Annotated in this window: 23 protein-coding genes; 12 read left to right on the top strand and 11 right to left on the bottom strand. The window is 76.3% G+C overall.

Translation table 11 applies throughout. The annotated features are described in order from the left end of the window. Positions 1-135: 135 nt before the first annotated feature. From ASF47_RS05685 to ASF47_RS05675, 3 genes are read left to right on the top strand one after another with little or no spacing between them, the layout of a single operon-like run. A complete protein-coding gene (locus ASF47_RS05685) occupies positions 136-1,128 on the top strand; it encodes a DICT sensory domain-containing protein (RefSeq protein ID WP_056863074.1) in 993 nt (330 codons plus the stop codon). A gap of 1 nt (position 1,129) precedes the next feature. Beyond that, on the top strand, positions 1,130-2,452 hold the full coding sequence (locus ASF47_RS05680) for an NAD(P)/FAD-dependent oxidoreductase (RefSeq protein WP_056863073.1): 1,323 nt from the start codon (positions 1,130-1,132) through the stop codon (positions 2,450-2,452). Positions 2,453-2,490: 38 nt separating this feature from the next. Then, positions 2,491-2,958 carry a hypothetical protein gene (locus ASF47_RS05675; protein WP_056863072.1) on the top strand — a complete coding sequence of 156 codons (468 nt, stop codon included), beginning with the start codon at positions 2,491-2,493 and terminating at the stop codon, positions 2,956-2,958. Between the two features lie 59 nt (positions 2,959-3,017). On the opposite strand, the gene ASF47_RS05670 is transcribed toward ASF47_RS05675, so the two are convergent. Next, positions 3,018-5,294, bottom strand: a complete 2,277-nt coding sequence (locus ASF47_RS05670; protein ID WP_056863071.1) for a SpoIIE family protein phosphatase — start codon at positions 5,292-5,294, stop codon at positions 3,018-3,020. A 192-nt stretch (positions 5,295-5,486) separates the two neighbouring features. Next, positions 5,487-6,362: an NAD(P)H-binding protein gene (locus tag ASF47_RS05665; protein WP_056863070.1), complete on the bottom strand. Its 876-nt coding sequence runs from the start codon at positions 6,360-6,362 to the stop codon at positions 5,487-5,489. A gap of 155 nt (positions 6,363-6,517) precedes the next feature. On the opposite strand from ASF47_RS05665, the gene ASF47_RS05660 reads away from it, so the two are divergent. From ASF47_RS05660 to ASF47_RS21650, 4 genes are all read left to right on the top strand, one after another. Then, positions 6,518-6,874, top strand: coding sequence for a winged helix-turn-helix transcriptional regulator (locus tag ASF47_RS05660; RefSeq protein ID WP_235558653.1), 357 nt, complete (start codon positions 6,518-6,520; stop codon positions 6,872-6,874). Positions 6,875-7,036: 162 nt separating this feature from the next. Then, a complete protein-coding gene (locus ASF47_RS05655; RefSeq protein ID WP_056863068.1) occupies positions 7,037-7,471 on the top strand; it encodes an SRPBCC family protein in 435 nt (144 codons plus the stop codon). Further along, positions 7,468-9,156: a phytoene desaturase family protein gene (locus ASF47_RS05650; RefSeq protein ID WP_056863067.1), complete on the top strand. Its 1,689-nt coding sequence runs from the start codon at positions 7,468-7,470 to the stop codon at positions 9,154-9,156. Before ASF47_RS05655 ends, ASF47_RS05650 begins: the two co-directional genes overlap by 4 nt. 252 nt (positions 9,157-9,408) lie before the next feature. Further along, positions 9,409-9,837 carry a hypothetical protein gene (locus ASF47_RS21650; protein ID WP_056863066.1) on the top strand — a complete coding sequence of 143 codons (429 nt, stop codon included), beginning with the start codon at positions 9,409-9,411 and terminating at the stop codon, positions 9,835-9,837. Between the two features lie 66 nt (positions 9,838-9,903). Here ASF47_RS21650 and ASF47_RS21850 read toward each other — a convergent pair whose 3' ends face one another. Together ASF47_RS21850 and ASF47_RS05635 are read right to left on the bottom strand one after the other, a co-directional pair. Next, positions 9,904-10,212: a CDGSH iron-sulfur domain-containing protein gene (locus tag ASF47_RS21850; protein WP_235558651.1), complete on the bottom strand. Its 309-nt coding sequence runs from the start codon at positions 10,210-10,212 to the stop codon at positions 9,904-9,906. Further along, positions 10,209-11,186 (bottom strand): iron-containing redox enzyme family protein, encoded by a 978-nt coding sequence (locus tag ASF47_RS05635; protein ID WP_056863064.1) that lies wholly within the window; start codon positions 11,184-11,186, stop codon positions 10,209-10,211. Before ASF47_RS05635 ends, ASF47_RS21850 begins: the two co-directional genes overlap by 4 nt. 244 nt (positions 11,187-11,430) lie before the next feature. On the opposite strand from ASF47_RS05635, the gene ASF47_RS05630 reads away from it, so the two are divergent. Continuing rightward, positions 11,431-12,126 (top strand): SDR family NAD(P)-dependent oxidoreductase, encoded by a 696-nt coding sequence (locus tag ASF47_RS05630; protein ID WP_056863063.1) that lies wholly within the window; start codon positions 11,431-11,433, stop codon positions 12,124-12,126. A 39-nt stretch (positions 12,127-12,165) separates the two neighbouring features. On the opposite strand, the gene mmuM is transcribed toward ASF47_RS05630, so the two are convergent. Then, positions 12,166-13,254, bottom strand: coding sequence for a homocysteine S-methyltransferase (gene mmuM / locus ASF47_RS05625; protein WP_268778306.1), 1,089 nt, complete (start codon positions 13,252-13,254; stop codon positions 12,166-12,168). A gap of 137 nt (positions 13,255-13,391) precedes the next feature. Between mmuM and rraA the strand changes: the two genes are divergently transcribed. Further along, a complete protein-coding gene (gene rraA, locus ASF47_RS05620; RefSeq protein WP_056863061.1) occupies positions 13,392-13,898 on the top strand; it encodes a ribonuclease E activity regulator RraA in 507 nt (168 codons plus the stop codon). A 423-nt stretch (positions 13,899-14,321) separates the two neighbouring features. Here rraA and ASF47_RS05615 read toward each other — a convergent pair whose 3' ends face one another. After that, on the bottom strand, positions 14,322-14,474 hold the full coding sequence (locus tag ASF47_RS05615; RefSeq protein WP_156697763.1) for a hypothetical protein: 153 nt from the start codon (positions 14,472-14,474) through the stop codon (positions 14,322-14,324). A 147-nt stretch (positions 14,475-14,621) separates the two neighbouring features. After that, positions 14,622-15,665, bottom strand: coding sequence for an SMP-30/gluconolactonase/LRE family protein (locus ASF47_RS05610; RefSeq protein WP_235558650.1), 1,044 nt, complete (start codon positions 15,663-15,665; stop codon positions 14,622-14,624). Between the two features lie 150 nt (positions 15,666-15,815). Here ASF47_RS05610 and ASF47_RS05605 point away from each other — a divergent pair, with 150 nt between their 5' ends. Continuing rightward, positions 15,816-16,232 carry a VOC family protein gene (locus tag ASF47_RS05605; protein WP_056863059.1) on the top strand — a complete coding sequence of 139 codons (417 nt, stop codon included), beginning with the start codon at positions 15,816-15,818 and terminating at the stop codon, positions 16,230-16,232. A gap of 28 nt (positions 16,233-16,260) precedes the next feature. On the opposite strand, the gene ASF47_RS05600 is transcribed toward ASF47_RS05605, so the two are convergent. Beyond that, positions 16,261-17,505, bottom strand: a complete 1,245-nt coding sequence (locus tag ASF47_RS05600) for a GAF domain-containing sensor histidine kinase (protein WP_056863058.1) — start codon at positions 17,503-17,505, stop codon at positions 16,261-16,263. Between the two features lie 343 nt (positions 17,506-17,848). Between ASF47_RS05600 and ASF47_RS05595 the strand changes: the two genes are divergently transcribed. Continuing rightward, the gene (locus ASF47_RS05595) at positions 17,849-18,883 is read left to right on the top strand and encodes a PIG-L deacetylase family protein (RefSeq protein ID WP_056863057.1); all 1,035 of its coding nucleotides are present in this window, start codon (positions 17,849-17,851) and stop codon (positions 18,881-18,883) included. Positions 18,884-18,905: 22 nt separating this feature from the next. Here the strand turns inward: ASF47_RS05595 and ASF47_RS21435 are convergent, their stop codons facing one another. Then, the gene (locus ASF47_RS21435) at positions 18,906-19,319 is read right to left on the bottom strand and encodes an STAS domain-containing protein (protein ID WP_056863056.1); all 414 of its coding nucleotides are present in this window, start codon (positions 19,317-19,319) and stop codon (positions 18,906-18,908) included. A 344-nt stretch (positions 19,320-19,663) separates the two neighbouring features. Here ASF47_RS21435 and ASF47_RS05585 point away from each other — a divergent pair, with 344 nt between their 5' ends. After that, positions 19,664-20,869 (top strand): homogentisate 1,2-dioxygenase, encoded by a 1,206-nt coding sequence (locus ASF47_RS05585; RefSeq protein WP_056863055.1) that lies wholly within the window; start codon positions 19,664-19,666, stop codon positions 20,867-20,869. Positions 20,870-20,912: 43 nt separating this feature from the next. Here ASF47_RS05585 and ASF47_RS05580 read toward each other — a convergent pair whose 3' ends face one another. Together ASF47_RS05580 and ASF47_RS05575 are read right to left on the bottom strand one after the other, a co-directional pair. After that, positions 20,913-22,013, bottom strand: a complete 1,101-nt coding sequence (locus ASF47_RS05580) for a PLP-dependent cysteine synthase family protein (RefSeq protein WP_056863525.1) — start codon at positions 22,011-22,013, stop codon at positions 20,913-20,915. Continuing rightward, the gene (locus ASF47_RS05575; protein ID WP_082500129.1) at positions 22,010-24,049 is read right to left on the bottom strand and encodes an alpha-amylase family protein; all 2,040 of its coding nucleotides are present in this window, start codon (positions 24,047-24,049) and stop codon (positions 22,010-22,012) included. Before ASF47_RS05575 ends, ASF47_RS05580 begins: the two co-directional genes overlap by 4 nt. Positions 24,050-24,058 lie beyond the last annotated feature (9 nt).

Genomic DNA, 24,058 nt, shown 5'->3' with positions numbered 1-24,058 from the left:
GCCACGTGCCCGGCCGCTGGTCCGGTCACTGGTCCGGTCACTGGTCTGGTCCGAGGGGCACCCGGGGCCGCCCGGTGGGGTGTGAACAGTTGTCCACACGTTCCTCAACACCCTGTGGAGGTTTACAGTGGCGCCATGAACGACGCGTCGAACCCCGGTCCCGAGACCCTCACGATCGGTGACCTGGCCTCGCGCACGGGCGTCGCCCCGGCGACGCTGCGCATGTGGGAGCAGCGCCACGGCTTCCCCAACCCGCAGCGCCGCGACAGCGGTCACCGGCGCTACTCCGCGGCCGACGTCGAGGTCGTGCTCGACGTGATCCGCCGCCGCCAGATGGGGGTGCGCCTCGACGTCGCCGTCGAGCAGGCGGTCTCCGCGGCCTGGTCCGACGCCGAGCCGACGACCCCGTCGGCCTACGCCGAGCTGCGCCGGCTCCACCCGCGGCTCACCAGCTACCGCCTGCGCAAGTCGACGCTGCTGGCGCTGTCGTGGGCCATCGAGGACGAGTTCTGCGCGCTCGCCGACCGGCCCTACCTCTTCGGCGCCTTCCAGCACGAGAAGTTCTACGCCCACTCCCAGCAGCGCTGGGAGGAGCTGGCGCGGGTGGCCCGCCAGACCTTCGTCTTCGCCGAGTTCACCAGCCCGCCCGTGACCCGCAGCTCCGACGACGGCACCACCACGCTGTCGGCCGGGCCCGCCTCGGCCGGCGCGCCCGGGTCGCAGCCCGGCGCCGGGGCGCGCCCGACGCGTCCCGCGCGACCGCAGCCGCCGCGTCGTAAGCCGATGGCGGTGACCCTGCCCCACGACGCCCCGATGCGCCGCGAGTGGACCGTGGTCTGCGACGCCCCCGACCTCTCCGCCGCCCTCACCGCCTGGGAGCTGCCCGGTCAGGACGACACCCCCGACCGCGACCGGGTCTTCGAGTCGCTGTGGACCGTGGAGCCCGGCCCGGTGCGCGACGCGGCCCGGGTCTGCGCCCGCGTGGCCCAGGCCGCCGGCGTCGAGGAGGCCCGGCCCGTGCTCTACGAGCTGGCCAGCTCCCCCGACCCCGCGCTGGCCGACCTGGCCTCGGTTACGGCGATGTTCAACCGCGTCGTGTCCTACGTCGACCGCTACGCGGTCCGCTGACGTGACCCCTGCCGGCACCGCCGCCGAGGCGACCGGAGCGAGCGCCGCCGCGACCGAGACCGACGTCCTGGTCGTCGGCGCCGGTCTCGCGGGCCTGCGCTGCGCCCGCGTGCTCGCCGACACCGGCCTCGACGTGCAGGTCTGGGAGGCCGGCGACGCCGTCGGCGGCCGGATCCGCACCGACGTGGTCGACGGCCACCGGTGCGACCGCGGCTTTCAGCTGCTCAACCCGGCCTACGCCGCCGTGCGCGCCTGGGTCGACGCCCCGGCGCTGGGCCTGCAGTCCTTCGGGGCCGGGGTCGTCGCCGGCACCGACGACGGCCGGCTGCTGCTCGGCGACCCGCTGCGCGCCACCCGCACGCTGCCCTCCACGCTGCGCCACGTGGCGCCCCGCGCCCTCGACGTGCTGCCCCTGGCCCGCTGGGCCGCGCCCCTGCTGCGCCACCCCGCCGGACGCCACCTGGCCCACCACCTCACCAGCGGCGGCGACACCGACCTGCGCACCGCCCTCGACCGGGCCGGCGTGCACGGTCTGCTGCGCCGGGTGCTCGACCGCTTCCTGTCCGGGGTGGTGCTCGACGACTCCGGCGCCACCTCCTCGGCCTTCGCCCTGCTGCTGCTGCGCTCCTTCCTCACCGGTGTGCCCGGCCTGCCCGCGCAGGGCATGCAGGCGCTGCCCGAGCAGCTCGCCGCGCCGCTCGGCGGGCGGGTGCGGCTCGACCACCGCGTCGAGCGGGTCGGCTCCGCCGGGCCCCGCGGGGTGCTCGTCGAGGGGCCGGCCGGCTCCGTGCGGGCGCGCCGCGTGGTGGTGGCCACCGACGGCGTCGACGCCGCCGGGCTCACCGCGCTGGAGCCGGTGCGCACCCGCGGCGTGGTGACCACGTGGTTCGCCACCGACGAGCCGGTCGGGCTGCGCAGCGCCACCGAGGCCCGCATGCTCCACGTCGACGCGCGCGAGGTGCCCGCCGGTCCGCTGGTCAACACCGCGGTGGTGTCCGCAGCGGCCCCGACGTACGCACCGGAGGGGAGCCACCTCGTGCAGGGCTCGGCCCTGCTGCGGCGCGGCACCGCGCCGGCCACCGACGGCGAGATCCGCCGCCACGCCGGGCTCCTGCTGGGGGTCGACACCTCCTCGTGGCGCGTGGTGGTGCGCCACGAGGTGGAGCACGCCCTGCCGGCCCAGCCCGCGCCGCTGGCCGCGCGCCGCCGCCAGGCCCTCGACTCCGGCGTCGTGGTCTGCGGCGACCACCGCGACACCGCCTCCATCCAGGGCGCCCTGGTCAGCGGCGACCGCGCCGCCCGCACCGTGCTCGCCGACCTGTGAGCGCCGACCTGTGAGCGCCGACCTGTGAGCGCCACCCCGTGAGCGGTCCGCTCGGCGACCCCGACGTGGTGCGGGCGGCGCTGATCGCCGTCACGTGGCTCCACCTCGGCTTCCAGGCGGTCGTCAGCGCGCTGGTCTACCCCGTGCTGGTGGCCACCGGACGTGAGCAGCCCGAGCGCTGGCCCACCGCCCACGCCCGGCACTCGCGGGTGATCGCCCCGCTCGTCGGGTTCGTCTACGGCGCCCTGCTGGTCGTCGGCGTCGTCGCCGCGCTCGTCGTGCCCGGTCCCGCCGAGCTGGTCGCCCTCGCCGCGGCCGGCGGCGCCGTCGCGGTCACCGCCACGCTGGCCGCCCCCACCCACGGCCGGCTCGGCCGGCCCGGGCCCACCGGCGCCGTGCGGCCCGACCCGGCCCTGCTGCGCCTGCTGATGCGCGCCGACCTCGCCCGCGCGGTGCTGGCCCTCGTGGCCGCCGTCGCCGCGGCCCTCGCCGTGCTCGTGGCCTGACGCCTTCGGCCACGGCCCCGCTCACGCCCCGCACACGCCCCCGCTCAGGGGCGTCGGGCTCAGCCCTGCGGGCCCATCCGGATGGCGAGCACGGTGGTGTCGTCGTCCTTGACGCCGGCGACGGCCTCGACGATCTCGTCGACCCACTCCTGCATCCGCTCGCCGGGTCCGACGCAGGAGGTGACGCGCAGCTGCTCGAGCGTCTCGGCGATGTCGAGGCCACGACGCTCGACCAGGCCGTCGGTGTACATGAGCACCGTGGCGCCGCCGGAGAGGTCGACCTCGTCGACGACGGCCTGCCCCACCCCGATGCCGAGCAGCGGGCGCTGCCGCAGCGACAGCTCGTGGGCCTCGCCGTCGACGCACAGCAGCGGCGGGAGGTGGCCGGCCGAGGAGAGCTGGAGCACGCCGCTCGCGCGGTCGAGCACCCCGACGAGGGCGGTGGCGACCCGCTGGTCGAGCAGCCCGTCCATCAGCCGGTCGAGCCGGTCGAGACAGCCCGCGGGCGTGTCGCCGCCGAAGAGGTAGGCCCGCAGCGCGGTGCGCACCTGGGTCATCGCGGTCGCGGCCTGCACGCCGTGGCCGGCGACGTCGCCGACGACGAAGGCCACCCGGCCGTCGTCGAGCTCGAAGGCGTCCCACCAGTCGCCGCCGAGCTGGTAGGTCGAGGCCGGCAGGTAGCGCGCGGCGATCTCCACGCCGTCGAAGTCGGGGGCGACCTCGGCCACGACCGAGCGCTGCAGCGACTCCGCCATGGCGATCTGCTCGCGGGAGCGGGCCAGCAGCACCCCGGTGACGTGGGCGTTGAGGGCCTCGGCGGTGTCGACCTGCCAGGCGGTCCAGGGCTCGCTGCGTCCGCGCACGACCTGGCGCCACTTGTCGAAGGACTTGCGGGGGCTGAGGCGGACCTCGGGGCCCTCCGCGTCGTAGAGCAGCTTGTTGGTGGGGTCGCCGCCCCAGTCGACGACCTCCTCGAGCTCGGGCCGCACCCACATCAGCCAGCTGGTGGGGTCGCTGCTGCCGATCACCATCGCGCCGGCGGCGACGTCGGCGACCTCCTCGAGGTCGGGGGCGAGGACGCCGAGGTGGTGGGTGTGCACGGCGCGGCCGTCGGGGCGGTGCAGCAGGGCGCCGATGCGGCGCAGGTGCCGCTCCTCGGGCACCCGGCCGGTGGTGGTGATGACGCCCTCCACCGACAGCGCGGCTCCGCCGGCCCCGACCAGGCGCAGCAGCGCCGGGTCGGCCATGAGCTGCACCAGCGGGTTGAGCTCGGAGGCGGTGAGGGCGGCGGTGAACCGGTTGAGCTCGGCCTGGCTCCCGATGGCGGCCTCGCGCCCGTCGGCGCGCTCGCGGTCGTTGATCATCTGCGAGGCGACCTGCCCCAGGAACTCCACCGCGGCGCGCGCGTCGTGGCTGGGCCGGTGCGGCCCGGAGTAGTGGTGGCACGCCACCAGGCCCCACAGCTCGTCGTCGATGACCAGCGAGACCGACATCGAGGCGCCCACGCCCATGTTGGTGAGGTACTCGACGTGGATCGGCGAGACGCTGCGCAGCGTGGAGTGCGACAGGTCGAGCGGGGCGCCGGTGACCTCGTCGAGCACCGGGTCGAGCGGCACCGGGGTGTAGGAGACGTCGGCGATCAGCCGCGTCCAGTTCACGGTGTAGAGCCGCCGGGCCTGGGCCGGGATGTCGGTGGCGGGGTAGTGCAGGCCGAGGAAGGGGTTGAGGTCCTCGCGGCGGTCCTCGGCGATGACCTCGCCGTTCCAGTCCTGGTCGAAGCGGTAGACCATGACCCGGTCGAAGCCGCTGAGCCCGCGCACCTCGTGGGCCAGCCGGTCGGCCAGCTCCGGCACCGACCCGGCGCTGGCCAGGCGGGCCATCGCGCCGCGCGCCGACTGGTAGGACAGCGTGCCGGCGCCCGGGCCGCCGAGCTGCTCGAGCTCGACCACCACGCGCTCCCCGGAGCGGTGCACGGTGACGTCGACGTCGGCCCCGGCCAGCGCGCCGCGCGCACCGGTGGCCAGCGGCAGGTCCTCGGGCAGGCGCAGCACCATCGGCTCACCCTTGGTGGGGCTCGCGGCCCGCGGCGCGATCGCCGCGGCCGCCGCCTCGCCGAGCAGCTCGGCCAGCGCGCGTCCGCGCGCGGCGCCCGACGGCACCCCGAGCAGCTGCTCGCAGTTGGCGGAGACCACCACCGCGGTCAGGTCGTCCGGCTCCAGGGCCAGCAGCACGCCGTGGGGCTGGATCGCGCCGGGCACGTGGATCGGCTCCCGGTCGCACGTCGTGAGGTCGACACCGCCGTAGGCGGGGGTGTGCGACGGTCGGACGTCGGTCAACGCGGGGCTCCAGGCGACAAGGGGGCGAGGGGGGCGGGCGGTCACTGCGGGTACGGCGGGCACGGCCCGGTCGTGCCGGGGGCCCGGCGCGTCGCGGCGTCCTGCTGGGGAGCCTAGGCGCTCCGCGCCGTTCCCGTGCCCGCCCCGCCCCGACCTCGCCCGTCCGGGCGGGGCGCGACGCGCCTCCCGGGCTCAGGCCATCGCGCGCAGGGCGTCGACCAGCGGGGTCGTGGGGCGCCCGGCCAGGCGGGACAGGTCGCCGGGGGTCGCGGCGAGCGCGCCCTGCGCGATGGCGGCGTCGAGACCGGCGACGAAGCCCGCGGTGCCCTCGTCGAGCCCCGCCTCGCGCAGGGCGGCGACGTGGGTGTCGGTGTCGACGGCCCGCAGCGTGACGTCACGGCCGAGCACCTCGCCGAGCGCGGCGATCAGCTCCTCGGCGTCCCAGGCGTGGTCGCCGGAGAGCTCGTAGGCCGTACCTACGTGCTCGGCGCCGTCGCCGGCGGCCACGTCGACGAGCACGCGCGCGGTGGCGGCGGCGTAGTCGTCGCGGGTCGCGCTGGCCACGCGGCCCGCCCCGGTGCTGGTCAGGACGACGCCGGTGGCGCGCGCCTGCTCGAGGGTGGGGGCGTAGTTCTCGGTGTACCACCCGTTGCGCAGCAGCGTCACCGGCAGCCCGCTGGCGCGCAGCAGCTCCTCGGTGGCCTCGTGCTCCGCGGCCAGCGACAGCGGGGTGGCGCCCGCGCCGAGGACGCTGGTGTAGGCGACGTGCGCGACGCCGGCGTGGACGGCGGCGTCGATCGCCGCGGCGTGCTGCGGCACGCGCCCGCCGGGCTCGCTGCCGGAGACGAGCAGGTACACGTCGCCGGCCGACAGGGCCGCCCCGAGGGTCGCGGGGTCGTCGTAGTCCATCCGCGCGGTGCGCACGCCGGTCGCCTCGCCCAGCGCCGCGAGCCGCCCCTCGTCGCGACCGCCGGCCACCACGTCGGCCGGGGCCACACCCCGCGCCAGCAGCTCCTCCACCACGCGCCGGCCCAGCTGCCCCGTCGCCCCGCTCACCACGATCGTCATCCCTGTCTCCTCCACACGTCGCTGCCGCGGCGGTCACCGCGGCGGGCCGCGCCGTCGGCGGCCCCGCCCCTGCCAACCGCGCCCGCCCCGACACCCTTCCCGCGGTGGGGTACGCACTTCGAAGTGGGGTACTCACCTCGGAGTAAGGTCGGATCGTGACCACCCTCCCCGGCACCCCCGCCGCCGCGGTGCCCGTGGACTCGCTGTGCCCCGCGACCCGCGCCGTCTTCGAGCACGTCACCAGCAAGTGGGGCGTGCTGGTGCTGGTCACCCTGGCCGGGGGCACGCTGCGCTGGAGCGCCCTCAAGCGCCGCATCGACGGGGTGAGCGAGAAGATGCTCATCCAGACCCTGCAGACCCTCGAGGCCGACGGCCTGGTGCTGCGCGAGGCCCTGCCGGTCGTGCCGCCGCACGTGGAGTACTCCCTCACCCCCGCCGGCCAGCAGGCGGTCGCGCTGATGACGCCGCTGCTCGGCTGGATCCGCGACCACGTGGCCCCGCTCGCCCCCTGACGACCGCGGTCGCCGCCGCGCGCGCGTCCTACTGACCGTTGCGACCACTGGCCGACCGTCATGACGGTCAGGTAGTGGTCGCAACGGTCGGTAAGACGCGCGCGACCCGCCTGACCCCCGCGGGTGTGGTGCCCGGCGGGGGGTGCGAGGAGGGTGGGAGCCATGAGCCACACCTCGCGCGACGTCGCAGCCACCCCCGAGACGGTCTGGGAGGTCCTCAGCGACGGGTGGATGTACCCCCTCTTCGTGGTGGGCGCCTCCCGGATGCGCGAGGTCGACGAGGACTGGCCCGAGGTCGGGTCACGGCTGCACCACTCCGTCGGCGCCTGGCCGGCGCTGCTCGACGACAGCACCCAGGTCGTCGAGATGCACCCGCGCACCACCCTGACCCTGCTCGCCTACGGCCGGCCCTTCGGCCGAGCGCGGGTGACCTTCCGCCTCACGCCGTCGGGCGCCGGCACGTCGGTGGAGGTCGAGGAGCGCGTCGACCGCGGACCGGGCCGCTTCGTGCCGAGCCTCCTCCACGACCCGCCGATGACCTGGCGCAACACCGAGACCCTGCGCCGGCTGGCCTACGTGTGCGAGAACCGCCCGTGACGGGAGCGACGTACGACGCCCTCGTCATCGGCTCCGGCCCCAACGGGCTGGTCGCCGCCAACCTGCTCGCCGACGCCGGCTGGTCGGTGCTCGTGCTCGAGGCGCAGCCCGACGCCGGCGGCGCGGTGCGCAGCAGCCACGAGCTGGCCGACGGCTTCGTGCACGACACCTTCAGCGCCTTCTACCCCTTCGCGCGGGCCTCGCCGGTGATGCTCGGGCTCGACCTGGAGCGCCACGGCCTGACCTGGTCGCACCCGCCCGCGGTGCAGGGCCACCCCTTCCCCGACGGCTCGTGGGCGCTGCTGCACCGCGACCGCGGGATCACCGCCGACCTGGCCGAGCGCGCCCACCCCGGCGACGGCGAGGCCTGGCTGCGGCTGTGCGCCGACTGGGACGCCATCGGCCCCGCGCTCATCGACGCGCTGCTCACCCCGTTCCCGCCCGTGCGCGGGGGCCTCGGGGTGCTCACCCGGCTGCGCCACGTCGGCGGCGTCGACTTCGTGCGCACCCTGCTCAGCCCCGCGCTGACCATGCTCGACGGACGCCTGGGCGGCGAGGCGCTGCGCACCCTGGTGGCCGGCAACGCCGGCCACGCCGACATCCCCCTCGACGCGGCCGGCTCGGGCATGCTCGGCCTGCTGCTGACGATGATGGGCCAGACCGTCGGCTTCCCCGCCCCGCAGGGCGGCGCCGGCGAGCTCAGCGCCGCGATGGTGCGCCGCCTGGAGTCGCGGGGCGGCGAGGTGCGCTGCGACGCCGAGGTCGTGGCCGTCGAGACCGACCGCGGCCGCGCGACCGGGGTGCGGCTGCGCTCGGGCGAGCGGTACGCCGCGCGCCGCGCCGTCGTCGCCGACGTGGGCGTCGAGGCGCTCTACCGCCACCTGCTCGACCCCTCCGACGTGCCCGCCCGGGTCGCCCGCGGGCTCGACCGCTTCGAGATGGACCCCGCGACGGTCAAGGTCGACTGGGCCCTCGACGGCCCCATCCCCTGGGCCAGCGCCCCCGCGCACGCCCCGGGCACGCTGCACCTGGCCGCGTCGCGCGCCGAGATGGCCGAGGCCACCGCGCAGGTCGCCTCCGGCTACGTGCCCGCCCACCCCTTCATGCTCGCCGGGCAGATGACCACCGCCGACCCCACCCGCTCCCCCGCCGGCACCGAGGCGGTGTGGGCCTACACCCACGTGCCGCAGCAGACCCGCGGCGACGCCGCGGACGGCGCGGCGAGCGGCCCGGGCGGCACCGGTGGCACGGTCGGCGGCGACTGGGGCCCCGACGACCGCGAGCGCTTCGCCGACCGCATGCAGGCGCGCTTCGAGGAGCTGGCCCCGGGCTTCGGGTCCCTGGTCAGGGCCCGTCGCGTGCTCGGCCCCCGCGAGCTGGAGCAGCGCAACGCCAATCTCGTCGGCGGTGCCGTCGGCGCGGGCACCTCCCAGCTGCACCAGATGCTGCTCTTCCGGCCCGTGCCCGGCCAGTGGGGCCGCGCCGAGACCGGCGTCGCCGGGCTCTACCTCGGCTCGGCCGCCGCCCACCCCGGCGGCGGCGTGCACGGCGCCCCCGGCAGCAACGCCGCCCGCGCCGCGCTGGCCCACGCCCGGGTCTCGACGCTGACGGCGCTGCCGCGCTCGGTGGGACGCTCGGTGCGGGGCACGCTCGGCCGCGGCACGGCCGGCGGGGGCGCGTCGTGACCGGCCCCGGCGCCGACCACGTGGTGCGGCGGGCGGAGTTCGGGCCGCTCGTGCTGACCTTCGACGACCGGGTGCTCGAGCCGCGGGAGTGGACGCTGGCCCAGTCGCGGTGGGCCGCCGAGCTCCTCGCCGAGCGGGACGGCACCGCGGCCGGGGTCACCGGGTCCCCCGGGGCCGAGGGGGCCGTGCTCGAGCTGTGCGCGGGGGTCGGCCACATCGGCCTGGCCGCGGTGGCCGGGTCGCGGCGGGCGTGTGTGCGTCGACGCCAACCCCGTGGCCTGCGCCTTCGCCCGCGACAACGTCGCCGCCAACGCCACCGCGGAGCGGCCCGCCGAGCTCACCGAGGTCCGCGAGGGCGACCTGCGCGAGGCCGTGGCCGACCACGAGCGGTTCGCGCTGGTCATCGCCGACCCGCCCTACCTGCCCTCCGCCGACACCGGGCGCTTCCCCGCGGACCCGCTATTGGCCATCGACGGCGGCGCCGACGGCCTCGACCTGGCCTGGACCTGCCTGGAGGTCGCCGAGCGCCACCTGCTGCCCGGCGGCTCGGTGCTGCTCCAGCTCGCCGACACCGCGCAGTGCGACGTCGTCGAGGCGGCCTGGGGCACCCGCCACGGCCTCGTGCCGGTCGACCGTCGCGTCGTCGGTCGTGGCGCCCTGCTGCGCCTCGACCGCGCCTGAGGTCGCTCCGCGCGGGCTGCGGCTGAGCTGCGGTCCGGCCGCGGTCGGGCCGCGGTCACGCTGCGGTCAGGGACGCAGCCCGGCGGGCAGCACCTTGTGGGTGCCGTCGCACCACGGCAGCGTGGCCGAGCGGCTGCAGCGGCAGATCGCGGAGACCGGGCGGTGGGTGGTGTGCCGCACGCCCTGGTCGTCCTCCACCACGAGCCGCCCGCGCACGAGCATCGGGCCCCCGGGGCAGAGCACCACGTCGGGGCGTGAGACGTCGTCGACCACCGGGGCGGCCTCCACCGCGCGCTCCCCCGCCCCCACCACGGGTACGCCGGCTCCGCAGGCGCCGACCCGCGGCGGGGCCGTGCGGGGGGTCGGGTCGCTCACGCCGCGCGGTCCCAGCGGGCGAGCAGGTCGGTCGCGGTGCGGGCCTCGAGGTCGAGGCAGATCGCGGCGCCGAGGAGCACGTCGCCGGCGAGGTGGGGCTCACGCTCGACCAGGGCGCCGCAGATGGCGCGCACGGCGAGCTGCTCGTGCACGGCGTCGGCCTCGACGTGCTCGGTGTAGTACTCCACCATCTCGGGGGCGAAGCCGAGGCGCTGCAGGCCGCGGGCCATGCGTCGCGACGGTCCGGAGCTGCTGGCCTCGACGGCGGCGAGGTGGCCCAGGGCGGCGCCGCGCAGGCGGCGGTGCAGGCCCAGCATCGACAGCGCGGCGTTCTGCTCCAGCACCGCGGCGCTCGCCTCGTCGACGGTGGCGCCGTAGTCGGCGCTCATGCCCGAGGCGGCCAGGCCGCGGGCGAAGAGGTGGTGGTGCAGGCGGGCGGGGTCGCCGCCGCCGTACTCGTCGAGCTGCACCTCCATGAGCGCGGCCTTGACCGTGGCCTCCAGGCGCGGCACGACCCAGGTCGTGGGGTCGGCCTCCTTGAGGTGGTAGACCGAGCGGTGGCGCAGCAGCTCCTCGACCTCGTCACGGGTCGCGGTGGTCTCGACGTGGCGGGCCAGCGAGGGTCCGTCGTCGGCCTCGACCATGGCGAAGAGCCGCTCGGCCAGGCCCTCGGCGGTGTGGTCCTCGGGTCGCGGCACCAGGTCGGCGTGGCGCTCGCGCAGCCGCGCCTCGAGGTCGGCCTCGAGCTCCCAGCGCAGCGCGTGCACCGCGGGGTGCCACTCGAGGGCGTCGTCGACGTCGTCGAAGCCGCGGTAGTGCAGCTCCTGGAGCGCCCAGAGCGTGGCCGCGGCGTCGTCGCGGGAGTCGGCGTCCCCGCCGCGGCCGAGACCCGCACTCGCGGTGTCCTCGAGGCCTCCGGTGAGCTGCGGGAAGACCCGCTCGCTCAGCGTTCCTCGGGCCTGGGGGATCAGCATCGGTGGTCCTCCCTGGTCGGCGGTGGTCACCCGGGCGGGCGGCCGCGCGGGGCGCTCCTCCGACGGTAGCCACGGCCACCGACGCTGCTCCCACCCCTGCGGGTGTGAGTCCTGGGTGATCGCCCGGCAGGCCCCCTACCGTCGCTCGGGAGGGCCTCGTCGGGGCCCCTCGGACCCGCCCGGGACCCGCGTCGAGCCGCCGCACCACGGCCCGCGCCGACCGGGCCCGCACGCAGGAGGAGCCATGGAGCTGTCGGGAGCACGCGCACTGGTCGTCGGGGCCTCGGGGGTGCTCGGCGCAGGCATCGCCCGCGCCCTCGTGGAGCGTGGCGCGACCGTGAGCGTCGCCGGTCGCGACGCCGGGCGGCTCGCGCCGGTGGCGCAGGCCTGCGGCACCGAGCCGCTCGTGCTCGACCTGGTCGACACCGACGCCTGCCGCGAGGTCGTCGGGGCGGCGGCCGACGCCATGGGCGGCCTCGACCTGCTCGTCGTGGCCACCGGGGTCGCGGGCTTCGGCCCCGCGACCGAGGCCGACCCGGCGGTGGTCGAGGAGCTCTTCGCCGTCAACACCCTCGGTCCGATGGCGCTCGTGCGCGCGGCCGCCGGGCGCTTCGAGGACGGCGGCACGGTCGCGGTGCTCTCGGCCATCCTGGCCGAGCTGCCCACCAACCAGATGGCGGAGTACTCCGCCACCAAGGCGGCCCTCTCCACCTGGCTGACCGTCCTGCGCCGGGAGAACCGTCGCGCCTTCACCGTGCTCGACGTGCGCCCGCCCCACCTCGACACCGGGCTGGCCGAGCGCGCGCTGGCCGGCGAGCCGCCGAAGCTGCCCGCCCCGCTGCCCGGTGAGGTCGTGGTCGACACCGTGGTCGAGGCCCTCGCCTCCGGCGCCACCGAGGTGATCTGGGACGCCGGCGCCAAGGAGCTCGTCGCCCGCTGAGGCCGAGTGTGCGAGGCCGGGAGGCACCCCGGCGGTCGGTCAGGCTCCCAGGCTCCGGGCCAGCCGCTCGATGTCGGCGGGTCCCACGCGGCAGCAACCGCCGACGAGCCGGGCCCCGTCGCCGACCCAGCCGGCCGCGGGCGCGACGTCCCAGTCGCGCTCGCCGCGCCACGCCTTGGCCACCGCGTCCCAGGTCTCGCCGCGGTTGGGGTAGACCACGCCGGGCAGCCCGGTCACCTCGGCGGCCACCCGCACCGCCGCGGCCACCTCGCCCGGGGCGGAGCAGTTGAGCCCGGCGGCCACCACGCTGGTGCTGCCGGCCAGGACGGCGTACGCCTCCTCGAGCGGCTGGCCCGCCCGCGTGCGTCCCCCGGCGACGGAGTAGGACACCCACGCGGGCAGGCCCAGGTCGTCGAGGAGCGGCACCAGCACCTCGGCCTCGCGCACGTCGGGCAGCGTCTCCACCGCGAGCAGGTCGGGTCCGGCGGCGGCGAGCGCGTCGAGGCGCCGCGCGTGGAAGTCGCGCAGCGCGCGGGGGGTGAGCCCGTAGTCGCCGCGGTACTCCGACCCGTCGGCCAGCACCGCGCCGTAGGGGCCCACGGACGCCGCCACCAGCAGCCGACCGCGCTCGGCCCCCCGGTGCTCCGGCCCGCCCGACCCCGCGCGCAGCTCCTGCGCCGCGTCGCGGGCCCGGCGGGCCACCTCGACGCTGCGCGCCAGCAGCGCCCGGGCCTCCTCGGGCGTGCCGCCCGCGGCCACGACGCCCTGCTCGCTGACCTGGTAGCTGGCCGTGGTGGCGACCTCGGCCCCGGCGGCGAAGTAGGCCGCGTGCACGGCCTCGACCTCCTCCGGCGACCCGCGCAGCACCGTCGCGGTCCACAGCTGCGACGACAGGTCGACGCCGCGGTCCTCGAGCGCGTTCGACAGCCCGCCGTCGAGCACGACGGGTCGGTCGGCGGACTGCGGGGCGAGGTCGTCGAGGCCGGCTGGGCTGGCGGGACCGGCTGGGCTGGCGGGGTTGGCGGGGCTAGCGGGACCGGCTGGGCTGGCGGGACCGGCGGGGTTGGCGGGGCTAGCGGGACCGGCTGGGCTGGCGGGACCGGCGGGACCGGCGGGGCGGGGAGTCACACGCCCATCGTCCCCCGCCGCGGGCGCGGCGCGGCGACGGGTGGCCCGCGGTGGGCGGACGGCGGCGGGCGGACGGCGGCGGTCGGCGGCGGACGGCGGCGCCGGGCGGGCTGGGCGCGCTGTGCTGGGATGGCCGCGTGACCTCCACTCCCCAGCCGACCACCGGGCCGACCACCGGGCCCACCCCGACCGCCGACCTCGTCGACGAGCACGGCGAGGCGCTGCAGTCCTGCGACCTCCAGCTGCGCCAGTACGGCGCTCGCGCCCGCTTCGCCGGCACCGCCGTGACGCTGCGCTGCCACCAGGACAACGCCCTCGTGAAGGCCACCCTCGCCGAGCCCGGCGCCGGCAAGGTGCTGGTCGTCGACGGGGGCGGGTCGCTGCACACCGCGCTCATGGGCGACCTGATCGCCGCCTCGGCCGTCGCCAACGGCTGGGAGGGCGTCGTGATCCACGGTGCCGTGCGCGACGTCGCCGCCCTGCGCGAGCTCGACCTCGGGGTGAAGGCCCTCGGCTCCAACCCGCGCAAGAGCGCCAAGGACGGTGCGGGCGAGCGCGACGTGGTGGTGGAGTTCGGCGGCGTGTCGTTCGCCCCCGGCGCCACCGTGGTCAGCGACGACGACGGGATCGTCGTCCTGCCCTGAGCCGGACGGGGCGCAACGCCTCGTCCCGCGCGACGTCATGCGCTCGGTGGATGCGCATCCACCCTTCGTATGACGTCCCCCTCGACGCCCCGCGGCCGCCCGCCCGACGTCATGCGCTCAGCGGATGCGCATCCACCCTTCGTATGACGTCCCCCTCGACGCCCCGCGGCCGCCCGCCCGACGTCATGCGCTCAGCGGATGCGCATCCACCCCTTGTATGACGTCCGTGCGCGCCCACCTGGACGACGTCCCTCCCCGACCTCACCGCAGGCGGGACGTCATGCGCAGGCGGGACGTCATGCGCGGCGTGGATGCGCATCCACCCTCCGCATGACGTTCCCCTCGACGCCCCGCGGCCGCCCGCCCGACGTCATGCGCGGCGTGGATGCGCATCCACCCTCCGCATGACGTCCGGCGCGGCGCTCAGTCGTCGATCTCCTCGCTCATGTCGAGCTCCCGCACGAACTGCATCGTCTCCCGGCGCTCGGCCGCCCGCGCCCGGGCGCGGGCCGCGTCGGCGCGCACCTGCTCCTCGCGGGCCTCGCGGGCGAGGCGCTCCTCCTCGGTCTCCTGCATCTCCCCACGGTGCCCGATCCGGGCTCCGCGCGGAAGCCTCCCGACCACGGAGCGCGTCACGGAGCGGGTCACGCGGCCGGTACGCGGCCGGCGCCGGACCTGGCGGGCGGCGGACCCGGCGGACCCGCCCCGCCCCGTGCGGGTGGCTCAGCCGCGGGGCACGGCCACCCGGGTCACCCAGTACTCGGTGGTGGGGGTCGGCGGGGTGGAGAAGCGGGCGTTGGGCAGGTAGAGCCGGTCGCCGAGTCGCGCGATGGTGGTCGGCACGTCGAACTGGCCGGAGGTGAGGGTCCGCTGCAGCGTGCCGTTGCGACCGCCGGCGGAGACGCGCAGCACGGCCACCTGGTTCAGCCGGTTCTGCACGACGTAGAGCCGGCGGCCCTCCAGCAGCATCCCGTCGCCGTTGGTGAGCTCGGCGCCGCCGAGGTTGACCCGGGTGGCGTCGCCGGTGGCGGGGTCGACGCGGAAGAGCCCGCCGGAGGCGGAGTTGACCACGAGCAGCGCCTTGCCGTCGGGGGTGGCGGTGATGCCGTTGGCGTTGAGGCCCTCGGCCTGCTCCCAGTCCCCGCCGAGCGGCAGCCGCACGACGTCGGCGGCGTCGGGGAGGTCGCCGCCCTCGAGCGGCAGCCCGAAGAGCTGGGCGTTCTCGGAGTCGGTGAACCACGCGGTGTCGTCGGTGAGCACGACGTCGTTGATGAAGGCGGCGTCGGAGTCGGCGGGCACGTCGACGAGCTGGTAGCTGGCCAGCACCTCGCCGCTGCCGGCCTTCACCACACGCACGTCGCCGGCGGTGCCGCCGGAGACGAAGATCCGGTTCTGCTCGTCGACCTTGAGGCCGACCGACGGGGTGCCGGGGCCCTGGCTGATCACGCGGCCGGTGCCGGTGCGCAGGTTGGCGCGGTAGAGGTCGCCGTCGAGACGGGACCCGAAGTACGCCGCGAAGCCGCGGCCGACCGCGATGCCCTCGGGCTGGAAGCCGTCGGGCAGCGCCACGCGCTGCGGGAAGGGCCCGTCGCCGGGGGCCTGCGCAGCACCGGCCGCGGTCGGGGCGAGCAGGGCGGAGGCCGCGAGACCGGTCGCGGTCAGACCGGTGGCGGCCAGTGCGGCGAGCCGCGCCAGGCCCTGGCGCGGACGCCGGCGGCCGGTGCGGCCGGCGAGGGGGGACGAGCGGGGCGGGGAGAGCAGGGTCATCGGTGGCTCCGAGAGTGAGGGCGCCCGGCTGGACGCGGCTGGTCGGGACCTCCTCGACGCTAGCCACGCCCCTGCCCCCGGACCTCCCCCTTCCGGCCCGGCCCCACTCGGGTGAGCCCGTCGCGGCGGGGGCGGTGGCACCGTGGCGGCATGCCCATCCAGACCAGCGCCTACGCCCACGTCCGCCTGACCGTCACCGACATCGCGCGGTCGCGGAAGTTCTACGACGACGTCTTCGGCCTCCCCGTCGCCTTCGAGCTCCCCCCGAACGCTGACGAGGAGACCCGGCAGCAGCTCTCGTTCCTCTTCGGCGGCGTCATCTACCAGCTCGGCGACAGCCTGCTGGGCCTGCGCCCGGTGGCCGACGACCACTTCGACGAGGACAAGACCGGCCTCGACCACGTCGCCTTCGCCGTCGCCGACCAGGCCGCGATCGAGGCCGCCGCGGGCGTGCTCGACGACCTCGGTGTGGCCCACGAGGGCGTCAAGGACATCGGCGCCGGCTGGATCCTGGAGTTCCGCGACCCCGACAACATCGCGCTCGAGGTCTTCGCCCCCAAGGCCTGAGGCCACCGGGCTGCCGGACCCGCGACCTTCACCGCGGGTCGGGCAGCTCGAACCACACGGTGGCCCCACCGCCGGCGGTCTCGCGCAGCCCGATGCGCCCGCCGTGGGCCTCGATGATGGCGCGGCAGGTGGCCAGCCCCAGCCCGGTGCCGGGCGCCAGCGCCTCGTGCTCGCCCACCCGAGCGAAGGCCTCGAAGACGCGCTCGCGCTCGGCCTCCGGCACCCCGCGGCCGTGGTCGGCCACCTCGACGAGCCACGACCGGTCACGCCGCGACGCGGTCACCGTCACCTGGCCGCCGTGCTCGGTGGCGGTGAACTTGGCCGCGTTGGACAGCAGGTTCTGCAGCACGAGGCGCAGCAGCGGGCCGTCGGCGACGACGACCGGCAGCGCCCGCGCGGTCACGTCGACCCCGTCGAGGGCCGGGCCCAGGTCCTCGCGGGCGTCCTCGACGAGCGAGCCCAGGTCGACGGGGTGCGGCGAGGCGGGCGCGCCGGTGGCGTGCACGAAGAGGTTCTCCACCACACCGCGCATCCGGGTCGCACCACGCAGGGCGCGGGCCAGCACGGGCTCGAGGTCGGGGGGCGACCAGCCCTGCGCGAGCCCGACGCCGAGCAGCTCCAGCGACAGCGTCATGGTGGACAGGGGGGCGCGCAGGTCGTGGCTGACCTGGCCCGCGAAGGCGCGCAGGCTCTCGTTGTCGGCGCGCAGCCCGGCGCGCACCTCCTCCAGCGCGCGGACCTCGTCGCTCAGCGCGCGCACCCGGCGGTCGAGCTCCAGCACCCCGACGACACGGTCGGCGAGCGCCTGCAGCAGGCTGCGCTGCTCGGCGCCGAGCACGTGGGGCCGGTCGTCGAAGACGCAGAGCGTGCCGATCGACACGTCGGCGTCGGTGCGCAGCTGAAAGGCGGCGTAGAAGCGGATGCGGCCCTCGCGCACGAAGGGGTTGGCGCTGAAGCGGGGGTCCTCGCGGGCGTCGGCGACCACGACGGGTCGGGGCTCGTCGACGATGATGCTGCACATCGAGTCGCGGCGGGGCAGGGCCGCGATCTCGAAGCCCACCGTGGCCAGGGCGCGCTGCTCGTCGCCGGCGAGGAGGTGGATCGCAGCCGTCGGCACACCCGCCGCGGCCGCGGCCACCGCCACCAGCGCCGACAGGTCGTCGGCGGCCGGGTGCTCGCCGTCCGGCAGGCCGAAGTCACGCAGCGCCCTGAGGCGGGCGCGCTCGCGTGGATCGTCCAGGTCGTATCCGCTGTGCGTCCCGGCTGCGCTCATGCCGCTCCCTCCCCCGAGACACGACGACCACCCGTGCATCGGGCGTGGGGGGCCGCCGCCCCACCAGGCAAACAGGTGGAGGCCGGGCCGACCAGGGTCCAACGGATGATTGACATGGTCCGATCGGACTGTCGCGAAACTGCTGACAGACCACCACCCGTTGGCTACAGTGGATCTCGAAGGCGCCGGGGACCCGAGACCCCGGCGCCTTCTTCTATGCCCGCAGGACCTCCGTCCTCTCCCGTGGCGAGCTCGTCACCGCGGCCCGTCCCGGCGAGCGGCCCGGCTGCTCCCGTCGCCCGGGAGCGGCCGTCTAGGCTCAGCGGCGGACCTGGGGAGGGACGTGGAGACCGACGAGCACGCGCCGACGACGCTGCCCGCCGGGGTGGTGCGCGAGGCGCACGGCCCCGAGCGGCTCGTGGTGGTCTGGGCGCGCACCGACCTCGGGGCGCTCCTCGCCACCCTCGAGCGCGCCGGCCACCTCCCGCTCCTCGTCGACCCGGCCGAGACCGAGGACCTCCTCGAGACCGCGGGGGCGCCCGCGCTGCTGCTCGTCGAGTCCGACCTGCTCGACGAGGCCACCGTGGCCGTGCTGGAGCGCGTACGCCGACGCTCGCGCCAGACCCGCGTCGCCGTCGTGGCCGACGCCGGGGCCGGCGCCCACGGTCTGCTCACCGCGCTGCGCCACGGCCTCTCCGACGTCGTCGCCCCCGACGACCCCGCCGCCCTCGAGCAGCTGCTGCCGGCCCGGGCCCACCACCGCGGCGAGCGCGTCCTGGCCATCGGCGCCCACCCCGACGACGTCGAGATCGGCTGCGGGGCCACCCTGCTGCGCCACGCCGCACAGGGGCACCCGGTGTCGGTGCTCACCCTGAGCCGGGGCGCCGTGGGCGGCCCGCGCGAGGAGCGCCGGCGCGAGGCGGTGGCCGCCGCCACCGCGATGTCGGCCGAGCTGCTGATGGCCGACCTGCCCGACACCCGGCTGGAGGAGGCCCACGAGATGATCGGGCTGATCGAGGCCGTGATCGCCTCGGTCTCCCCCACGACGGTCTACGTCCACTCCGCGGCCGACAACCACCAGGACCACCGCGCCGTGCACGCCGCCGCCGTGATCGCGGCCCGGCGGGTGCCGCAGCTGTTCTGCTACCAGTCGCCGTCCTCGCGCAACGGCTTCGCGCCCACGCGCTTCGTGCCCGTCGAGGACACCATCGAGACCAAGCTCGACCTGCTGGCCTGCTACCGCTCGCAGTCGGCGCGCGACTACCTCGAGCCCGACCTGGTGGTGGCGAGCGCCCGCTACTGGTCGCGCCAGGTCTCCCACACCCGCTACGCCGAGCCCTTCGAGGTGCTGCGCGCCAGCGAGGTCGTCGGCGGCTGACCCGCCCCCCGGTGCAGGGTGCTCAGCGGCGTCCGGTCGTCGCGCCGAGCGCCGGCACGAGCCGGAGCCCGGCGGCCCCGGCGGCCTCGCCGCGGGTGCGTGTGGCAGGCGGCGCAGGCGGCGCTGCCGGCGGGGGCCAGAGCGGCTCCGACCCGAGCCGCAGCAGACGGCGTACGGCCGGCGACTCCGCGAGCACCCCGACGTCGGCGCCGTGGGCCACCGCGGCGCGCAGCGCGCGGCGCAGCCAGTGCAGGCCCGCGGTGTCGACGAAGTCGACCTGCTCGAGGTCGACGAGCACCACCGTCGGCCGCTCCCGGCGCAGCCGCTCCACCACCGCGCCGACCGCCGGCCCGGCCGACACATCGAGGTCGCCTCTGACCACCAGCGCCATCGTCGGGCGCCCCTCGCGCCCCGTCGGACCGTCCACGAGCTCCACCGAGCACGTCGTCCTGCACACGTCACGACCCCCTCGTCGTCCGTTCCCCCGGGTCCGGACCCCCAGCCCGGCACCCGGAGCAACGACGCCGACCCGGCAGGATGAGGCCGCGGCCGCGAAACCCCCCGTCCGGGCCATGGTCGGCGGCCCGGGCATGGCCCGTGCGGGCCATGCCGCGCGGCCGGTCGGAGGATGCCGCGCACTCGTGCGACTCCGGGCCGCCGCGCGACCGACCACGCGGTCGACCACGCGGTCGACCACGCGATTGACACGGTCGGGAGCGCCGAGCAGCATCGCCGCAGCGGGGACGACGAGGTCCCCCTCTCGGTGTGAGGTGGCTGGCTGTGGCGTACTACCGACGGGTCGGAGAGGTGCCGCGTCAGCGGCACACCCAGCTCCGCGACGCGCAGGGCGCGCTGCGCTCCGAGGAGCTGATGGGCGAGGAGGGCTTCTCCTCCGACTCCTCGCTGCTCTACCACCGCGGCGTGCCGTCGGCGATCGTGGCCAGCGAGGTCTGGGACCTCCCCGACCAGGCCCTCACCCCCAACCACCCGCTCACGCCGCGCCACCTGCGCCTGCCCGACCTCGTGCCCGCCGACGTCACGGGCGTCGACGCGGTCACCGGGCGCCGGCTCGTGCTCGGCAACGCCGACGTCCACCTGTCCTACGTCGTCGCCGCGGCCGACTCCCCGCTCTACCGCAACGCGCTGGGCGACGAGTGCGTCTTCGTCGAGGCCGGCAGCGGGGTGGTCGAGACCGTCTTCGGCGTCGTGCCCTACCGCGCCGGCGACTTCGTCGTGGTGCCCCGGGCCACCACCCACCGCTGGCGCCCCGACGCGACCTCCGGGCCGAGCCGGCTCTACGCGATCGAGTCGGCCAGCCACGTCGCGCCGCCGAAGCGCTACCTCTCGCGCTACGGCCAGCTGCTCGAGCACGCCCCCTACTGCGAGCGCGACCTCCACGGCCCCACCGAGCCACTGCTCGCCGGCGCCGGCGAGCCGGCGTCCGACGTCGAGGTGCTCGTCAGGCACCGCACCTCGGCCGGGATCGTCGGCACCCGGATGACCTACGCCACCCACCCCTTCGACGTCGTCGGCTGGGACGGCTGCCTCTATCCCTACACGTTCAACGTCGAGGACTACATGCCGCTCACCGGCAAGGTCCACCAGCCCCCGCCGGTGCACCAGGTCTTCGAGGGCGCCGGCTTCGTGGTGTGCGCCTTCCTGCCCCGCAAGGTCGACTACCACCCGCTCGCCGTGCCCGTGCCCTACTACCACTCCAACGTCGACAGCGACGAGGTCATGTTCTACGTCGCCGGCGACTACGAGGCCCGCAAGGGCTCGGGGATCGGTGTCGGCTCGGTGACCCTCCACCCCGGTGGCCACGCCCACGGTCCCCAGCCCACCGCCGTCGAGGCCTCCCTCGGCGCCGAGGCCTTCGACGAGACCGCGGTCATGGTCGACACCTTCCGGCCCCTCGAGCTCGGCGAGGCCGGGCGGGCCGTCGACGACGGCGCCTACGCCTGGAGCTGGGCCGGTCGACGGCTCTGAGGCACCGCGCGCCGGAGCGGCCGACGGCACGACCCGCCGGACGTCACGTCCCGAAGAGCCGCGCGACCTCCTCGACGTGGGGTGCGGGGTCGAGGTCGTGCTCGACCAGCCAGGCGTCGGAGTAGTAGGTGTCGGCGTAGCGGTGGCCGTCGTCGCAGAGGAGGGTGACGACGCTGCCGGTCTCGCCGGCCCGACGCATCCGGTCGACCAGCTGCAGGGCGCCCCACAGGTTGGTGCCGGTCGAGGGTCCCGGCCGGCGGGCGAGCAGCCGGTCGACGTGGCGCATCGTCGCCACCGAGGCCGCGTCGGGCACGGTGATCATGTGGTCAACCACCCCCGGCAGGAAGCTCGGCTCCACCCGCTGGCGCCCGATGCCCTCGATGCGGGAGCCGCGGTCGGTGGTGAGGCCGAGGTCGCCGCTGCTCCAGGCGGGGTGGAAGGCGGAGTGCTCGGGGTCGACCACGCACAGCCGGGTCGGCAGGCCCTGGTAGCGCACGTAGCGGCCGAAGGTCGAGGCCGTGCCGCCGGTGCCGGCGCCCACGACGATCCAGGTCGGCACGGGGTGGCGCTCCAGGCGCAGCTGGTCGAGCACCGACTCGGCGATGTTGTTGTTGCCACGCCAGTCGGTGGCGCGCTCGGCGTAGGTGAACTGGTCCATGTAGTGCCCGCCGCACTCGCGGGCCAGCCGCTGGGAGACCTCGTAGACGCCGGCGGGGTCGTCGACGAGGTGGCAGCGCCCGCCGTAGCCCTCGATGAGGCTGATCTTCTCCGCGCTCGTCGTGCGTGACATGACCGCCACGAAGGGCAGCCCGACGAGCTGGGCGAAGTAGGCCTCCGAGATCGCGGTGGAGCCCGAGGACGCCTCGACCACGGTGGTGGTCGGGCCGATCCAGCCGTTGACCAGCGCGTGGAGGAAGAGGCTGCGGGCGAGGCGGTGCTTGAGGCTGCCCGTGGGGTGGGTCGACTCGTCCTTGAGGTAGACGTCGACGCCCCACTCCTCGGGCAGCGGCAGCCGCAGCAGGTGGGTGTCGGCCGACCGGTTGGCGTCGGCGCGGATCGTCGCGACGGCCCGGTTGACCCACGCGCGCCGCTGCCCGTCGTGCACCCCGGCCTCCGGCCCCGCGGGTCCCTGACCCGCCGTCATCCGGCGCACACCCACAGCACCTCGTACGGCGCGAGCGCCAGGCCGTCGCCGTCGCCGCCCGGGTCGGCCCCCTCGCCCAGCGCCCGCCCGGTGATCCGGTCGACCGGCGGCCCGCCGACCAGTGAGGTCAGCCGGCCGCGGGAGACCCACTGCGGCTCGGGGGTGACGTTGGCCAGCATCACCATCGCGCCGAGCGGGTGGACCCGCCGGGTGGCGAAGACGCCGGGGGCCGGCGGGTCGAGCACCTCGGTGGGCACGCCGGCGTGCAGGTGGGGCAGGTCGCGGCGCACACCGACCAGGTGGCGCAGCCGCTCGCGCAGGCCGTGGGGGTCCTCGACCGGCCAGCCCATCACCGGGCGGTGGACCCACCGGTTGTCGGCGGCGTGGGCGGGGTCGGCGTCCCAGTCGTGGTCGTTGAGCAGGCCCACCTCGTCGCCCATCCACAGCACGGGCAGGCCACCGAAGCCGAGCACGACCGCGTGGACCGCCAGGATCCGGTCGACGGCGTGGGGGTCACCGGCCTCCAGGCCGGCCAGGGAGGCCAGGGAGCCGGAGATGCGCTGGTCGCCGGTGCGCGGGTTGTCCTGGAAGACCAGTCCGCGCGCCCACGAGCCGGGGAAGTCGCCGGCGTGGAACTGCGAGAGGAAGCGGCGGTGCAGGTGGCCGTCGAGCCCGGCGGCCGCCGCGTCGGCGTCGTCGATGGCCCACCCGATGTCGTCGTGGCAGCGGGCGTAGGTCACCCAGGAGGTGGAGGCGGGCGTGGCGGGGAGCCGCTGGAGGGCGCGGGAGGCCAGACCGGCGTCCTTGGTGGCCAGCATCGACCACACGTGCACCATGAGCGCGTTGTGGTAGGCCAGGTCGCTGACCTTGCCGTGGTGGCGGCCCTGGCCGAGGTAGGCCGGCAGGTCGTCGGGGCCGACGATGGCCTCGGCCTTGAACACCACCGCTGGGCAGGCGATGCGGCCCAGCACCCGCAGCGCCTGGGTGAGGGCGTGCACCTGCGGGAGGTTCTGGCAGGTGGTGCCGAGCTGCTTCCACAGGAAGGCGATGGCGTCGAGGCGGAAGACCTCCACGCCGTCGTTGGCCAGGGTCATGATGATGTCGGCGTACTCGCGCAGCACCGCGGGGTTGGACCAGTTGACGTCCCACTGGAAGGTGTTGAAGGTCGTCATCACCCAGCCGTCGAGGTCGGCGTCGAAGCTGAAGCTGCCGGGGGCGAAGTCGGGGAAGACCTCGGGCAGCGTCTGCTCGAAGGCGTCGGGCACGCTGCGGTCGGGGTGGACGTAGAAGTAGTCGCGGTAGGCCGGGTCGCCGGCCCGGGCCCGCTCGGCCCACTCGTGCTCGCGGGCGACGTGGTTGAGCACCAGGTCGAGGCACAGGCTGATCCCCGAGGCCCGCAGCCGGGCGGTGAGGGCGGCGAGGTCCTCGGTCGTGCCGAGGTCGGAGCGCACCCGGCGGTAGCTCTGCACGGCGTAGCCGCCGTCGCTGTCGCCGGGCCGCGGCTCGAGCAGCGGCATCAGGTGCAGGTAGGTGACGCCCAGGTCGCGCAGGTAGTCGATGCGCTCCGCGACGCCCGCGAGGTCACCGGCGAACCGGTCGGCGTAGGCGGCGTAGCCGAGCATCTCGGGGCGCTGGAACCAGTCGGGTGCCAGCGAGCGGCGCAGGTCGAGGTGGTGCAGCTCGTCGCTGCGCTCGGCGTAGCGCTGCGCGGCCAGGGCGACGAGGTCGTCGGCCAGGCCCTCGGGGTCGGGGTAGACCTCGGCGAGGGCCTCGACCAGGTCGGGACGCCACCGCTCGACCCGCGCGGCCAGCACCTCGGCGCGGTGGTCGGGCACTGCGGGGCCGGTCGCGCCGCTCGGCGCGCCCTCCTCGGTCGCCGGGCCGGCGTGACGACCGGCCGGTCGCGGGGGCTCGTGCCCGCCGCCAGACGCGTCGGGGACATGACCGGAGCCGCCCACGCTGCCCGGCGCGGGCGCCGCTGCGGCCGGCGGCGCGGCGGGGGTCGGGGGACGGTGGCGACGGGGCAGCAGCGGCATGCGCCGCAT

Origin of the sequence: Nocardioides sp. Leaf285 (genome assembly GCF_001422955.1) — a bacterium.
Taxonomy (GTDB): domain Bacteria; phylum Actinomycetota; class Actinomycetes; order Propionibacteriales; family Nocardioidaceae; genus Nocardioides; species Nocardioides kribbensis.
Note: the sequence above shows the minus strand (reverse complement) of the source record. Positions and strands in the feature narration are given on the sequence as shown.

What these genes read in the sequence shown, in the direction of transcription:
- ASF47_RS05685 (WP_056863074.1), top strand. Translation starts at nt 136, where the DNA reads ATGAACGACGCGTCGAACCCCGGTCCCGAGACCCTCACGATCGGTGAC.
- ASF47_RS05665 (WP_056863070.1), bottom strand. Translation starts at nt 6,362, where the DNA reads ATGACGATCGTGGTGAGCGGGGCGACGGGGCAGCTGGGCCGGCGCGTG.
- ASF47_RS05655 (WP_056863068.1), top strand. Translation starts at nt 7,037, where the DNA reads ATGAGCCACACCTCGCGCGACGTCGCAGCCACCCCCGAGACGGTCTGG.
- ASF47_RS05635 (WP_056863064.1), bottom strand. Translation starts at nt 11,186, where the DNA reads ATGCTGATCCCCCAGGCCCGAGGAACGCTGAGCGAGCGGGTCTTCCCG.
- ASF47_RS05630 (WP_056863063.1), top strand. Translation starts at nt 11,431, where the DNA reads ATGGAGCTGTCGGGAGCACGCGCACTGGTCGTCGGGGCCTCGGGGGTG.
- ASF47_RS05615 (WP_156697763.1), bottom strand. Translation starts at nt 14,474, where the DNA reads ATGCAGGAGACCGAGGAGGAGCGCCTCGCCCGCGAGGCCCGCGAGGAG.
- ASF47_RS05610 (WP_235558650.1), bottom strand. Translation starts at nt 15,665, where the DNA reads ATGACCCTGCTCTCCCCGCCCCGCTCGTCCCCCCTCGCCGGCCGCACC.
- ASF47_RS05605 (WP_056863059.1), top strand. Translation starts at nt 15,816, where the DNA reads ATGCCCATCCAGACCAGCGCCTACGCCCACGTCCGCCTGACCGTCACC.
- ASF47_RS05600 (WP_056863058.1), bottom strand. Translation starts at nt 17,505, where the DNA reads ATGAGCGCAGCCGGGACGCACAGCGGATACGACCTGGACGATCCACGC.
- ASF47_RS05580 (WP_056863525.1), bottom strand. Translation starts at nt 22,013, where the DNA reads ATGACGGCGGGTCAGGGACCCGCGGGGCCGGAGGCCGGGGTGCACGAC.
- ASF47_RS05575 (WP_082500129.1), bottom strand. Translation starts at nt 24,049, where the DNA reads ATGCCGCTGCTGCCCCGTCGCCACCGTCCCCCGACCCCCGCCGCGCCG.